The organism is Oleidesulfovibrio vietnamensis (assembly GCF_055388115.1).
This window is the reverse complement of record NZ_AP042419.1, coordinates 2559445-2573107: the sequence shown is the minus strand read 5'-3', so window position 1 is coordinate 2573107 and position 13663 is coordinate 2559445. Positions and strand designations below refer to the sequence as shown.

The window sequence follows — 13663 nt, the reverse complement described above, 5'->3', positions numbered from 1 at the left end:
GTGAATACATGAACCGCGTAATTGCCATGCTGATTCTTGGCGTGCTGCTTACCGCCATGGTGCTGATCGTGGCTAACTACATGTCGCGTCCTGATGTGCCGGCCAACTATGCACAGGAAGAAACCGTGCCTTCCGTGGCTGTGCCTGCCCCGCAGGACGGCAACGCCACTCAGCCGGAAAACGTTGATCTGCGCAGCATGCTGCAAAAGCCTGCCGCCGTGCCCGAAGATCTGCCCGAAACCGTGGACGGCGGGCTGCCTCAGCCCGAACCTGTGGCTCCGGGAGCGGCAACCCCCGGAAGCGGCGAAAATGCGAGCGTGCCCGCTCCGCCGGCGGTTGACCTGAACGCTGTGCGCGCCGCGGCGCCGCAGAAAGACACCGCACAGGATGACGTTGCCGCCGTGTCCGGCGGCAGTGAAGAACCGGTGAAACAGGCTCAGCCTGCCGCACCTTCCGTGGCGGAAAAAACTCAGCCTGCGGCTGCCGCGCCTGTCGTTAAAAAAGAACCCTCCGTGCGCAAAACCGGAGCCATAACAATGGAGGCATCCGGTTTCCGCTTCGACGGCAGCAAGCTTATTTTTTATGTCAGAGGGGCGCGTCCGTTCGAGCATTCGGTGTTTACGCTGAGCAAGCCCGACAGGCTGGTTGTGGATGTGAAGGGGGCGTGGACAAAGGTCAGCACGCCGCAGACACCTTCCAACCGCCTTGTGAAAAACACCCGCTCCGGCGTGTACAAAGATCACGTCAGATTTGTTCTTGATCTTAAAGCTCCTCTTGTGTCGCATACTGCAAAAATGCAGGGTAATGAGCTTGTGATCATAATGAATTGATGTTCTGAAAGCCTATATACTGTTTTTTCTGTTCAAGCGTCCTCAGCCTGCAGGCTGAGGACGCTTGTTTTGTGGTGTGCAAGAGAATGTGCTGTTTCATTTATGACACAGTGTATTTTTGTTTTTAATGTTTGCCAAAAATAACATTCGCCATTATATTTTTATAATAGTTATCGTTTAGTGGCAATTGCGGATCGGATGTGCGCAATCATCGGGGGCTGTATGGCATTGCAGAAGCGGCTTGATGCGGTAAGCAGACGTCTGGAAAGTCAGTTGCCGCGCGAGATAATTGCGGTGATGGATACCGTTGCAACGCAGCTGCGGCTGGCTGATGTGCAGGGAAAAGCGGCACGGCAGGGGGCATATGCTCCCATGTTCAGTATGCGTGATATGCTGGGCAACGTGATCAATCCTGTGGACAGGTTGCTGCAGGGGCCTGTGCTGATCAGTTTTTTCAGAGGAAAATGGTGCAGGTACTGCATCGAGGAACTGCTGGAACTTAATGCGCTGGCGGCACAGGTGCGGCAGGCCGGTGGCAGCATTATTGCTGTTACCCCTCAGTTGCCCCGTTTTAACAGGGCCATGGCGTACGAGTGCTCACTGGGGTTTGATGTTCTGACTGATACGGGCTGCCGCATGGCTTCGGCGATGGGGCTTGCCTATCAGGTGCCGCCGGCGGTGAAGAATCTTTTTGTACATTTCGGCATTGACCTGGCCAGATATAACGGAGCTTCGGGGTGGCATCTTCCTGTCACGTCGCGGTATGTGGTCGGCACAGACGGTCGTATTGCCTGCGCCCATATTGATCTGGACTACAGCAGACGGACACCGCCGGAAGAAACGCTGGGCGTTTTGCGGTCTCTGGGCGCGGCCTGACAATCCCTTCCGGCTGCAACTGCGGCCGGCTGCCTTGTTGCATAAAAAAGACATCGCATTGCGATGTCTTTTTTATGGCGCGGTCATGCTCTGCCGTGCAGGGCATAAAAGGCCTATTCCGCTTCAAATCCTATGCCGGTGATGGCATCTTTAATCTTTTGCACATCCACAGGAGCAGAAGGATCTGCCTCTTCCCATGTTGCTTTGCCTTTTTCCAGATCAACGGACACGTTCTTCAGCCCCTGAATGGCGGAAAGTGCATTGGTGACTGATGTCTTGCAATGGTTGCACGACATTCCTTTTACTGTGATGTCCGGCATGTCTGCCTCCTGTGTTTTGTTCCGCGACGGAATCGTTGTGTATAAAAAGTTGACACTCTTTTTTTTGCACCTGATGAATTGCTTTCGCCCTTGAAATGAGTATGGTATTTTGAGAATCGATGTCAACTGGGAGAGCTCAAATGAAAGACGATTCACAATTGTCAGCCGCGGACGGGGGCGAAACCGGCGCGGCAGGTGTAACGCACGACGGTGCACAGCCGCCCCGTACAGCCAGAATGCCGGTCAAGGGTATGACCTGCGCGGTCTGCGCCGGACGGATAGAAAAAGTTGTCGGCGCCATGCAGGGCGTGCAGTCCGTCAATGTCAACCTTGCTTCTGAAATCATGGACGTGAGCTGGAATCCGGAAGTGGTCCGGCTTGATGATATTACTGCCGGAGTGAAAAAACTGGGCTTTGAGGCGATGCCGCCCCGGGACGAAGCTTTGGAAGAGACTGTGCTGCGTTTTTCTGTGGGAGGCATGACCTGTGCCGCCTGTTCCGGAAGAATAGAAAAAGTTGTGGGCGGCATGGAGGGCGTTGCTTCGGTGACGGTAAGCCTGCCGGCGGAAACGGCCACCGTGGTGCCCATGGCGGGAACGGCGCACCGGGCACTGGTTGACGCTGTGGAAGCGCGCATACAGGCGCTGGGTTTCACCGCGCAGTACATGGTGCCCGAAGCGGCGGACGATGCACATGCTCTGTGGGAAAAGCAGAAGGCCGAAAGCGACGCCCGCCTTGCCGAAATGCGGCGCAGGCTTGTTCCTGCTTTTCTTTTTGCACTGCCGCTGTTTGTCATCTCCATGGGAGAAATGGCGGGGTTGCCCATGCCCGCGTTGCTTTCACCGCATCGGTCGCCGGTGTCGTTTGCCCTTGTGCAGCTTATGCTGGTGCTGCCTGTCATGTGGTCGGGCCGCAATTTTTACCGCGTGGGTTTCAGAAACCTGATCAACGGCGGACCCAACATGGATTCGCTTATTGCAGTGGGTACGGGAGCGGCGTTTGCCTACAGCCTGTGGAACACCGTGGAGATTGTGCTGGGCGTGGATGTGATGCAGCGCGCCATGGACCTGTATTACGAGTCGGCAGCCGTGATCATTGCCTTGATTTCGCTTGGCAAATACTTTGAAGTCCGTTCCCGCGCCCGTACGTCCGAGGCCATACGGGGACTCATGGAGCTGACGCCTGACACGGCTCTGCTGGTTGAGCCGGAAGGCCACCGCGAGGTTCCCGTGGCAGAAGTGCATCGCGGCGACAGGTTGCTGGTGCGCCCCGGTGACAGAATTCCCGTGGACGGGATATTGGTTTCCGGCACTTCAAGTGTTGATGAATCCATGCTGACGGGTGAAAGCATGCCGGTGACCAAGCGTGAAGGCGACAGCGTGGCGGGCGGCACCATTAACGGTACCGGCTCGTTCACCATGCGCGCGGAACGCGTGGGAGCCGACACTGTGCTGGCGCGTATCATCCGGCTGGTGCAGGACGCGCAGGGATCCAAGGCTCCCATTGCCAGTCTGGCAGACAGAGTGTCGTTGTATTTTGTTCCCATTGTCATGGCTGTGGCACTGCTGTCCGGTCTCAGCTGGTTTGCTTTCAGCGGAGAAGGCTTTGCTTTTTCGCTGCGCATTTTCATTGCGGTGCTGGTTATCGCCTGCCCGTGCGCCATGGGACTGGCCACTCCCACTTCCATTATGGTGGGCACGGGACGCGGAGCGCAGCTGGGTGTGCTGATCAAAAGCGGTACCGCGCTGGAAGCCGCCGGCAGGGTGCAGGCCGTGGTGTTTGATAAAACCGGAACCCTGACGGAAGGGCATCCTGTGCTTGAGGATGTGGAGCCGGTAGGCTCTGCGGCACAGCCGGATGTTCTGGTACGGCTTGCCGCGTCTCTCGAATCTGCTTCTGAACACCCGCTGGGCGCGGCCATTGTGGAAGGTGCCCGCAGGCGTCAGCTTTCGCTGTGGCCGGTGGACGGCGTATCTGCCGTGCCGGGACGCGGGGTTACGGGCACTGTCGCTTCACCGGAAGGTGAGCGCAGGATTCATATAGGCAATACCGCCTTTCTGCGTGAAGCAGGTATGCAGGCCGATTGGGACGCTGTGGGGCGGCTTATGCAGGGTCATGCCGAAAAAGGCCGAACCCCCCTGCTGATGGGGGTGGACGGTCAGGTGGCCGGGGTGCTTACGGTGGCTGATCCGTTGAAGGAAAACGCTCCGGCTGTGGTTGCCGGTCTGAAAGATATGGGCATCCATGTGGTGATGCTGACCGGTGACAACGCCACCACGGCGCGGGCCGTGGCGGAGCGTGCCGGTATAGATGACGTGGTGGCCGAAGTGATGCCCGATGAAAAGGATGCCAAAGTGGCGGCGCTGCAGGAGCGCGGCTACAGAGTGGCCATGGTGGGAGACGGTATCAACGATGCTCCCGCACTGGCGCGCGCCGATGTGGGCATAGCCATGGGAACGGGCATCGATGTGGCCGTGGAGGCCGGCGACGTGGTGCTGATGAAAGGAGACCTGCACGGTGTGCTGACTGCGCTGGCGCTTTCGCGTGCCACGGTGCGCAATATCAAGCAGAACCTTTTCTGGGCATTCGGCTATAACGTGCTCGGCATTCCGGTGGCCATGGGGCTTTTGCATGCGCTTTTCGGCGGCCCCACGCTTTCGCCCATGATAGCCGGCGCTGCCATGGCCATGAGTTCCGTGTCCGTAGTCAGCAATGCGCTGAGGCTGCGATTTTTCAGGCCCTCATAGGCATGCGTGCAGAGCTGCTGTAATCTTGTATGACGGCGGGCGTGACAGCCCGCCTTTTTTATTGCCGGCGGGGATGATTGTGCGGGGCTGTAAGGTCCGCAGCGGACTGTACAGGGCGGGTCAGTAGTTTCTTATGTATGCGTCCAGATTTTCTGCTGTGCAGTTCTTGCTTACCCAGAAAGCGGCAGCCCATACGGAAAGCGCGGCGGCCTGCGTATCGTCCAGGCGGCGCAGTTTGGCTTCCAGCGATGCTTTGCCCGCTCCGTGTCTGGTGTGCAGCAGGTTCAGTTCGCAGGCGTCCTGCACGCGCAACAGCAGATAATCAAGCCGCGTCTGTTCCGGCATGAGCCTGATGTCTTTATGCGCTTCGACTATGGTTTTCAGCTCAGGAGCGGTAAATTGATCCTTGATGCTGGATATGGCGCGGAAAAAGGTATCCACTGCCCACGGCAGAATGAATTCGGCTCCCGCACTTTTGGTGCGGAAATAATCTTTGAGCCACTTTTCCTGATCGCCGGAAATTCTGGCGGCTACCTGCGGCATGGCTTCCCCCTGCGCTGTGCGCAAACGCTTGTCCGGTGGGGCGTTCCGGATTTTAGGACAATATCGGAAAACATACCTTGCCCGGAGCCAGAGTTCAAGACATTTTCTAGAGCTTTGCGGAACACTGAAAAAGGCAACGGCTGCAGACCGTTGCCCTGAACTCTGTGTTTTGTATGGATGCGAACGCGTGAAAAACTACAGTATTACTTCGCCTTCAAGTTCCGTATTGTCCGGAATATGTGCGGTTCCGCCGGTTGTGATGGTTGTGTCGCCGCGGATAACCACGTTTCTGCCAAAGGTCACATCGCCTTTTATGGTCAGACTGCTGCACTCTTTCAGCGAAGGCGGACCATATGGAATGCGCTGCAGCAGTTTGTCGTAATGGTCGTAGTACCTGTCGTCCAGAGTGACCTGCGGGGTGGGGTAGCGGCATTCCGGACTGAAGCTCACCGTGCCCTGATTCAGCGCGAAGCAGTCGGACATGACGGCCAGCAGGTCGGAACATTTTTTGACGGGGATGAATCTGTCACGGTTGACCACTACGGCCTGCGCACCGGTAAACATGGAAATACCCGCTCCCATGGCTGTTTCCACCTGCCAGACCGGTTCCGAGCTTTTGTCCCGCGGGTTCACCGTTTTGGGATTGAGGATGACCGGCAGACGCAGGAGTCCCTCTTCTTCAATGCGTTTTTTAAGCGCGTGCAGGTCGACCCACAGGTTGTTGGTATTGAAAAGTCCGTAACGGCGGATATCCTGAAAGGCGTCGGTTTCATCGGGGGGGCACTGCGCCAGTTCGCGCAGTATCAGACCGCCGTCGCGGTGTTGCGCCAGATGACCGCCCTTTTTGTCAGAAGCTGTGCGCGGAGCCACCTCCATGATAAAGGGCAACTCGTTGCCGGCCATGTATCCGAGAATGCGCATATCCAGCACGGCACCCAGATTGTCGGAGTTGGAGACAAAGGCATAGCGGCGCCCGTGGGAGAGCAGATCGTCCAGCACGCCTGAAGTGACCAGCGAAGCATACAGGTCGCCGTGTCCGGGCGGGTTCCATTCCATGTCCGGACTTTGCGGGTACGACACAGGCTGCAGCGTACGGCGTGAAACCTTGGGAAATTTGTGCTGCACAAAGCACACCGGTGTGCACTGGCGGCAGTCTTCTTCGCGTATGTCGGCAAGTGCCTGCAGAGTTTCTTCGTGCGTGCTGAAGCTGTTCATGAGAGCAAGCGGCAGCGGGCCGCCGCACTCTTTTTGCTGCAGCAGGGCCTGCTGCATAATAATGTCCAGAAAGCGCATCTCGCCGAAAACGGGTATAAGCGATTTTGCATGGGTCATGCCCATGCTGGTACCCAGTCCGCCGTTCAGCTTGATAACCACAGCCTGACGCGCCGCCTGTCTGCCTGCTTCGCGGAAGGACTCCAGCGAATCGACATGAGGCAGGTCGGCAGCGGAGACAGGCCGCAGTTCCGCTTCGTGCAGATAGCCGGTGTGGCGGGCCACGATTTCGTCGTAGTAACTGTTAAAAAGGCGTATCAGCCCTTCGGATAGGCCATGCAGCCGCATTTTGCGGGCAAAAGGGGCAAAAGCCGTCTGGCCGTTACCGGCGCGGGGGCTGTCGTCTGCAGCAGGTGTCTGTTGTTCTGTCATGGTACCGGATGGAAAAACCCGCATGGGTGTCACAGGCTCCGTGTGGGTTGCGGTTGTGATGCGGAAAACCGGAAAAACGAACCTGTATATTACGATAACTGTGGTATATTGCCAGTATAAATTTGTCCGCGGTCCAGATGTGCGGGCATGCCCCGCAGCATCGGGAAATTTGGTGTTCAACTGTCTATACTATTTCGTGATTTATGGCAAAGTCCGTGCAGGGCTTGCGGTGCGGCAGACCAACGGACGGTAAAGGCGGAGCATGCAGGCGGGGTGTGCGGGTTCCGGATGTGTATCAGGCCGGCTCTCCGGCTTTTTCTATAAGCACTGTGCCGTTGGTGAGCTCTGTCAGTGCCTGTCGCAGAGCGGCTACGTTCTCCTGCGGCAGGGTTATGGTAAAACCTGCATCAGCGGCGTATTCTTCGTGCGTCACTACGGCCTCGTGTTCTTCAATCAACCGTTTGAAAACGGTCACATGAGTGTATTCCATAATTATATTCAGATGGGCGGGAAAAATTTTTTCACGCACGGGCAGGCTTTCCAGTCCCAGCGAAACCATGCCCCCGTATGCGCGTACCAGCCCCCCTGTGCCCAGTTTGGTACCGCCGAAGTACCGCGTGACCACCACGGCGATTTCTCCCACGCCGCCATGCAGCAGCACATTGAGCATGGGGCGTCCTGCAGTGCCGTGAGGTTCTCCGTCGTCGCTCATGCCCACGCGGGCGGTGTCACCCGGCGCGCCGCACATGAAAGCCCAGCAGTTGTGGGTGGCATCGGCATGGCGGGTGCGGATGCTGTCAATGAACTCTCTGGCCGAATCCGGACACGGGGCATGGGCCAGATAGGCAATAAACAGACTGCGTTTAATGGTGTCCTGCACGGTATGCACTGCCACCGCGGGCACAGGATAGCGCTGATTCATGGCCTGTGCCTACTCTGCAGGCGCGGCGGGGTCAAGATGCGCGCCAGCTGTCATTTGACGCCCGCCTTTCAAGCGGGTAGGTAGCGGCTCAGACTGGCTCAGAGCCTGTCAGGCGGAATCATATATTATGTCTAAAATACTTATTATTGCAGAAAAACCATCCGTAGCGCGGGAAATTGCACCGCTGGTCGGTGCCGTTTCCAGACGTGACGGCTTTCTGGAAGGCCCGACGCATATCGTCAGCTGGGCGGTGGGGCATCTGGTTAACATAGCCGAGCCGGAAGAACAGGACGAAGCATGGGGCGGACGCTGGGCGCTGGAACAGCTGCCCATGATTCCCCGGCAGTTTCGACTGACCGTGCTGCCCGAAGCCCGCAGACAGTATGAAACCGTGCGGCAGCTCATGCATCGCGATGATGTGGCGCATGTGGTTAACGCCACCGACGCCGGACGGGAGGGTGAGCTTATTTTCCGGCGCATCCAGCTGCATGCCGGCTGCACAAAGCCTGTGCAGCGCATGTGGGCCAACGATATGACGGAAGAAGGGCTGCGCCGCAGTCTGGGCAATCTGCTGGAGGATGCCGCCAAGCGTAATCTGGGGCTTGCGGCCTTTGCACGGGCCGAGGCGGACTGGCTTATCGGTATGAATCTTTCGCGCCTGTTCACGCTGAAGGCCGGTTCACTTATTTCTGTCGGCCGTGTGCAGACGCCGGTGCTCAAGCTTATCTGTGACCGGCGTGCGGAAATAGAACATTTTGTTCCTTCTGATTTCTGGACGGTGGAGGCCCGTTTCGGCCGCAGCGCACCCTGTAATGCCGGTGGTGCCGCAGCTGCAGCCGGTTCCGCCGCGCCGGTGTGTTTGTCTGCCGGGGTGGCGGCCGCGCAAGGAGCGGAAAAACACCCCCCGCAGGCCGCTGCGGCAACTGCCGGTCAGGCATCATGCCCGCCGGATGAGAACGCGGATGCCCGAGGCACGGGAACGGAGACACCGGCTGATGATGTGTTCAGTGCCGTGTGGCACCTGCCGCCGGACTTCAAGGAAACACGTCTGGAGCGGCAGGATGATGCCGAAGCAGTCATCGGTCGTTGTCAGGGCGGTACAGGCGTGGTGGACGCCACGGAAAACCGCAAGGGCTCTCAGAAACCTCCGCTCCCCTTCGACCTGACTACCCTGCAGCGCGAAGCGAACTCGCGTTTCGGCTATTCAGCCAAGGAAACACTCGCCATAGCGCAGGCTCTGTACGAACAGCGCAAGCTCATCACTTATCCCAGAACTGATTCGCGATACCTTACCCGTGATTTGTTCAAGGAAATTTTAAAGCATTTCAGAGCGGTATATCATCTGTACCCGCAGGAGACGGTTCCGGCAGTGGAGCGTGTCAAAGCGGGGTGCAAGTTTGACTGTGTCAATGACAAAAAAGTCACCGATCACCACGCCATCATTCCCACAGCTGCCAAAGGCAGGCCTGATGCGCTTTCTGCCGAAGAACGTAATGTTTACGACATGGTCTGCCGCCGTTTTGTGGCCGCGTTCAGCGCTCCGGCCAGTTTCATGTCATCCACGGTACGGGTGCTCTCCGGTGAAGATGTTTTTGTAGCGCGGGGAAAAGTATTCAAGGATATCGGCTGGCTGGCTGTGGAACCGTGGCGCACGGCCGAGGACAACCCGTTGCCCGCACTGCGCAAGGGGACACGGCTGCATGTGCATGAAGTTTCGGCTGTCAGACGGCAGACAAAAGCTCCGGCGCATTTTACCGATGCTTCGCTGCTTGCCGCCATGGAAACCGCGGGGCGGCTGGTGGATGACGAAGAGCTGCGCAATGCCATGAAGGAGCGCGGGCTGGGCACTCCGGCCACAAGGGCACAGATTATTGAAACCCTGCTGGCGCGGGGGTATGTGGAAAAGAAAGGCAAAAGGCTGATTGCCACCGATTCCGGCATGCAGGCCGCGGCGCTGGTCTCTTCCATGCTGCCTGATATGGCCTCGGCGGAACTGACCGGTCTCTGGGAAAAAAAGCTCAAAGATATCGAAGCGGGAAATAATACATACCCTTTGTTCATGCAGGAAATCAGAACCATGCTGGCGCAGAGTGTCGAAAGCATAAAGCCCCGCAATGTCAAAAACATACTGGTAGAAACCGCTGCGCGTCTGGCCTCGCGCGAGCTGGACGGTAAATGCCCGTTGTGCGGGGCAGAAGTGGAAGAGCGGGACAAAGGGTTCGGGTGCAGCCGCTGGAAACGCGCTGACGGCGGGTGTCCCTTTATGATCTGGCGGACATTTATGGGTACGCAGATTGATGCGGGTATGGTACGCGAGCTGCTGGAGACGGGCTGCACCAGTCAGGAACTGCAGCTTACTTCCCGCGGCGGCAATACTTTTTCGGCACGGCTCAGACTGGAGCAGGGAAGAGTGCGCCCCGACCTGCCGGAAAAACATGCCCGTGCGTCCGGCGGCGCTGCACCGTCTGCCGGTGTGGACATGCACGACCCGGCCGAAAATCCTTTTTTCGCGGATGAAAATCCGTTTCCGCCGGAAATGCCCTGATTAACCTGCGTGCTTGATGCCTGCCCGTTTTTGCGCAGCTCAGGCTGACCTGTATGGCTCGACCGGAAAAAGCAGACTTGCTCCGCTTTTTCCGGTCTGTTTTTTGTTCCTGTTGCTTTTTGATGCCGAGATGTTAAGTGTGGCGGTGCTTTTTTCCTCCGGGCAAAAAAAAAATTGCAGAAAAGGGTTTACAAAGAGAAAAAAGTTTGTTTAATAGGAATCGTTACTGATTGAGAGCGGAGTGCTTCCGCAGAATATAACTGAAAACAAAACATACAGGAGCATTGAAATGTCCAAGACCATGGAAAATCTGATGGCTGCTTTTGCCGGTGAATCTCAGGCCAACCGCAAGTACCTTGCCTTTGCCAAGCAGGCAGAAAAGGAAGGCCACCATCAGGTTGCCAGACTGTTCCGCGCTGCCGCCGATGCCGAGACCATTCATGCTCACGGTCATCTGCGCAATGCCGGTAAAATAGGCACCACAGCCGAAAACCTGAAGGCCGCCATTGAAGGCGAGACCTATGAATTTGAAAAGATGTACCCCGTGATGATTGAAGAAGCCGAAGCCGAGGGCGAAAAGGTTGCAGCACGGTATTTCGGGTTTGCCAACAAGGCGGAAGAAGTGCACGCCAATCTGTACAAGAAGATGCTTGCAGCGCTGGAAAGCCCCGAAGAAGTTGACTACTACAACTGTTCCGTGTGCGGATACACCCACGAAGGTCCTTTTGACGGCGATAAGTGCCCCATCTGCGGCGCCGCCTCCAAGGCTTTCTACAAGGTAGATTAATTTACGGGACAGGGTTTTTGCCCTGCCTGAGTTGCCTGCGGGCCGGAAATATATTTCCGGCCCGTTTTTTTTGTGCCGGACGGTGTGCTGTGCGGCTTCCGGGTGGCCTATGGGCGGGTGCAGGCCGGTAATGGTTCCGGATTATTCAGAATAATAACGTTGTATATATCGACGCGTGTCATTTTTTATCCGCTGTTTATGTGCTATGCTCCTTTAAGGTAACCGTGCGCACATCCGGCGGCGCACGGAACGTATGAAAACAATTATTCCGGGGCAGGGTATGACAATTAAGGTAAGGCTGATTGCAGGACTGGGGGTGCTTGTTTTTCTGACAGTTCTGCTGGGCGGTGTGGGTATATTCGCGCTGGAGCAGGGTAAAAAAGATCTCAGCCATCTGATAGACGAACAGGTGGAGCTGCGTGACATGGCGGATGCCATACGCTATGGCGCGGCGCAGCACCGCAGGTTTGAAAAGGACCTGTTTCTGAACATCGGCGACAGAGAGCGGCAACAGCGTTATCTTGCCCGTTTCCGCGAGGCTTCGGCCGCGCTCGGCGCAGATATTGAGCGTCTGGGCCGCATAGTTTCCGCCAGCAGTGCCATGAGCGAACACCGGAGACTGCCGGATGTGCTGAAACAGGCGCACGCGGAGTATGTGCGGGCATTTGAATCGCTGGCCGCGGAAACCATGGATGACCCTGACCTGACTCCGCAGGAAGCCAACAGGCGGTTCGGCTCGGCCAAGGAGCATATCTACCTGCTGGAAAGTACAACAGATGAAATTGTCCGGCTGGTGACACACGGTCTGGACAGTTACATTGAGCTTATTCTCAGCCGTAACAATACATTGCGCCTGTTGATGATCTGCCTGACGGTGTTTGTGGCTGCGGCGGGAGCGGGGGCGGCCCGCTGGCTGTTCCGTTCTGTGGAGGTTCCGCTCGCGGCTGTTATAGAACATACGGAACAGGTGGCCGACGGCAGGCTGGATCATCGCAGCACATACCGTTTTTCCGGTGAAATGCAGACGCTTTTCGGTGCTGTGGAACGCATGGTGCAGTCCATCAAAGAACGAATTCTGCATAATCAGGCTATCATTAACGGTGTACCCGATCCTATTATCGTGACGGATGCCGGCTGTATGATAACCTCGGTGAATGCTGCCGCACTGGAGCTTCTGGGCAAGGATGAAAAGACGCTGGCAGGGCAGGCGCTGACTTCTGTGCTGGGGCGCGATTTTCACGGTGGCGAGTCTCCGGTGGAAACCATTGCCCGCAGCGGCGCAGCGGGGCACGCCCTCACGTTTGCCCATGCTTCGGGAGGGCAGGAGCGGTATTACCATGCGCGGGCCGTGAAGCTGGCGGACGGCGGGGGGCATGTGTACGGCTATATGGAGGTTCTGCAGGATATCACATCAGTCAAGGCGGGCGAGCTGAACGCTCTGCGTCAGTCCGAGCGTCTGGCGGGAATCGCACGCAAGGCTGAAGGAATTGCTGCCAATGTGGCCGAGGCTTCCGGAATTTTGGAAGAGCAGGTTACCGAGGCTGCCCGGGGTGCCGACCAGCAGCAGCAGCGCAGTTCGGAGTCGGCCACAGCCATGGAAGAGATGAACGCCACGGTACGGGAAGTGGCGCAGAATGCTTCGGATACGCATCTGATGACCGAAGACGTGCGCCGCAAGGCGTCGCATGGTGCCGAACTGGTTGACGGCGTGGTGCGTGCGGTGGACGGGCTGGAACGTCAGTCGCTTGAACTGCGTACGGAAATGGAGCAGCTGGGGGCCAAAGCGGCGGATACAGGCAAGGTGCTGGGAGTGATAACGGATATTGCGGACCAGACAAACCTGCTCGCCCTTAATGCGGCCATAGAGGCAGCCCGTGCCGGAGATGCCGGAAGAGGGTTTGCCGTAGTTGCCGACGAGGTGCGCAAGCTGGCGGAAAAAACCATGCAGGCCACCGGTGAGGTGGAGCAGGTCATCATGGGTATTCAGCAGTACACCGCGCGCAGTGTGCAGGCTACGGAAACCGCAGTACGCGCCGTAAGCGAAAGCCGCGGGCTGGCCGGAGAAGCAGGACGTATGCTGCACGAAATAGTGGGTGCGGTGCATACTGCCAGCGATCAGGTAAATTCCATTGCCACCGCAGCGGAAGAACAGGCCGCCACCAGTGAGGAAATTAACAGGATAATTATGGAAGTAAATGAAATTTCTGATGATACGGCACAGCGGATGGCCGAGGCGGAGCATGCTGTGCGCAGCCTTTCCGGCGAGGCTGCCGCTTTGCGGGCTCTCATTGATTCCATGCATGACGAAACCTAGCCGCGGCGGAACACCGTCACAGCGGCAGGAAGGGTATGACAGCGCGGCGTTTAACGACGCCGCGCGCTTGCGCTGAAAGCATATTTGCGCCACTCTTGCGCCTCGACGACACACCTACTCACCTTAACAGAGAAG

10 protein-coding genes are annotated in these 13663 nt (G+C 57.4%); 6 read left to right on the top strand and 4 right to left on the bottom strand.

What is annotated here, in order from left to right; translation table 11 throughout:
* The first annotated feature begins 8 nt into the window (after positions 1-8).
* On the top strand, positions 9-830 hold the full coding sequence (locus ACZ5D1_RS11520) for an AMIN domain-containing protein (protein WP_464554940.1): 822 nt from the start codon (positions 9-11) through the stop codon (positions 828-830).
* Positions 831-1052: 222 nt separating this feature from the next.
* Positions 1053-1706, top strand: coding sequence for a peroxiredoxin-like family protein (locus tag ACZ5D1_RS11515; RefSeq protein WP_162147951.1), 654 nt, complete (start codon positions 1053-1055; stop codon positions 1704-1706).
* 113 nt (positions 1707-1819) lie between these two features.
* On the opposite strand, the gene ACZ5D1_RS11510 is transcribed toward ACZ5D1_RS11515, so the two are convergent.
* On the bottom strand, positions 1820-2026 hold the full coding sequence (locus tag ACZ5D1_RS11510) for a cation transporter (protein WP_011367295.1): 207 nt from the start codon (positions 2024-2026) through the stop codon (positions 1820-1822).
* A 140-nt stretch (positions 2027-2166) separates the two neighbouring features.
* Here ACZ5D1_RS11510 and ACZ5D1_RS11505 point away from each other — a divergent pair, with 140 nt between their 5' ends.
* Positions 2167-4773, top strand: coding sequence for a heavy metal translocating P-type ATPase (locus ACZ5D1_RS11505; protein ID WP_464554938.1), 2607 nt, complete (start codon positions 2167-2169; stop codon positions 4771-4773).
* 120 nt (positions 4774-4893) lie between these two features.
* Here the strand turns inward: ACZ5D1_RS11505 and ACZ5D1_RS11500 are convergent, their stop codons facing one another.
* From ACZ5D1_RS11500 to ACZ5D1_RS11490, 3 genes are all read right to left on the bottom strand, one after another.
* Positions 4894-5316, bottom strand: a complete 423-nt coding sequence (locus tag ACZ5D1_RS11500; RefSeq protein ID WP_011367297.1) for a hypothetical protein — start codon at positions 5314-5316, stop codon at positions 4894-4896.
* Between the two features lie 195 nt (positions 5317-5511).
* Positions 5512-6984 carry a UTP--glucose-1-phosphate uridylyltransferase gene (locus ACZ5D1_RS11495; RefSeq protein ID WP_464554936.1) on the bottom strand — a complete coding sequence of 491 codons (1473 nt, stop codon included), beginning with the start codon at positions 6982-6984 and terminating at the stop codon, positions 5512-5514.
* Between the two features lie 271 nt (positions 6985-7255).
* Entirely contained in the window at positions 7256-7882 is a 627-nt protein-coding gene (locus ACZ5D1_RS11490; RefSeq protein ID WP_011367299.1) for a YigZ family protein, read from the bottom strand.
* Positions 7883-8009: 127 nt separating this feature from the next.
* Here ACZ5D1_RS11490 and ACZ5D1_RS11485 point away from each other — a divergent pair, with 127 nt between their 5' ends.
* The 3 genes from ACZ5D1_RS11485 (at position 8010) to ACZ5D1_RS11475 (ending at position 13528) form a co-directional block, all read left to right on the top strand.
* Entirely contained in the window at positions 8010-10427 is a 2418-nt protein-coding gene (locus tag ACZ5D1_RS11485; protein ID WP_464554934.1) for a type IA DNA topoisomerase, read from the top strand.
* Between the two features lie 289 nt (positions 10428-10716).
* Positions 10717-11214 carry a rubrerythrin family protein gene (locus ACZ5D1_RS11480; protein ID WP_011367301.1) on the top strand — a complete coding sequence of 166 codons (498 nt, stop codon included), beginning with the start codon at positions 10717-10719 and terminating at the stop codon, positions 11212-11214.
* A 280-nt stretch (positions 11215-11494) separates the two neighbouring features.
* Complete coding sequence (locus ACZ5D1_RS11475) at positions 11495-13528, top strand: methyl-accepting chemotaxis protein (protein WP_273195953.1); 2034 nt, start codon at positions 11495-11497, stop codon at positions 13526-13528.
* Positions 13529-13663: the final 135 nt, after the last annotated feature.

Excerpts from the sequence above, each read along its gene's own strand:
- ACZ5D1_RS11520 (WP_464554940.1), top strand. The coding sequence starts at position 9 with ATGAACCGCGTAATTGCCATGCTGATTCTTGGCGTGCTGCTTACCGCC.
- ACZ5D1_RS11515 (WP_162147951.1), top strand. The coding sequence starts at position 1,053 with ATGGCATTGCAGAAGCGGCTTGATGCGGTAAGCAGACGTCTGGAAAGT.
- ACZ5D1_RS11510 (WP_011367295.1), bottom strand. The coding sequence starts at position 2,026 with ATGCCGGACATCACAGTAAAAGGAATGTCGTGCAACCATTGCAAGACA.
- ACZ5D1_RS11505 (WP_464554938.1), top strand. The coding sequence starts at position 2,167 with ATGAAAGACGATTCACAATTGTCAGCCGCGGACGGGGGCGAAACCGGC.
- ACZ5D1_RS11500 (WP_011367297.1), bottom strand. The coding sequence starts at position 5,316 with ATGCCGCAGGTAGCCGCCAGAATTTCCGGCGATCAGGAAAAGTGGCTC.
- ACZ5D1_RS11495 (WP_464554936.1), bottom strand. The coding sequence starts at position 6,984 with ATGCGGGTTTTTCCATCCGGTACCATGACAGAACAACAGACACCTGCT.
- ACZ5D1_RS11490 (WP_011367299.1), bottom strand. The coding sequence starts at position 7,882 with ATGAATCAGCGCTATCCTGTGCCCGCGGTGGCAGTGCATACCGTGCAG.
- ACZ5D1_RS11485 (WP_464554934.1), top strand. The coding sequence starts at position 8,010 with ATGTCTAAAATACTTATTATTGCAGAAAAACCATCCGTAGCGCGGGAA.
- ACZ5D1_RS11480 (WP_011367301.1), top strand. The coding sequence starts at position 10,717 with ATGTCCAAGACCATGGAAAATCTGATGGCTGCTTTTGCCGGTGAATCT.
- ACZ5D1_RS11475 (WP_273195953.1), top strand. The coding sequence starts at position 11,495 with ATGACAATTAAGGTAAGGCTGATTGCAGGACTGGGGGTGCTTGTTTTT.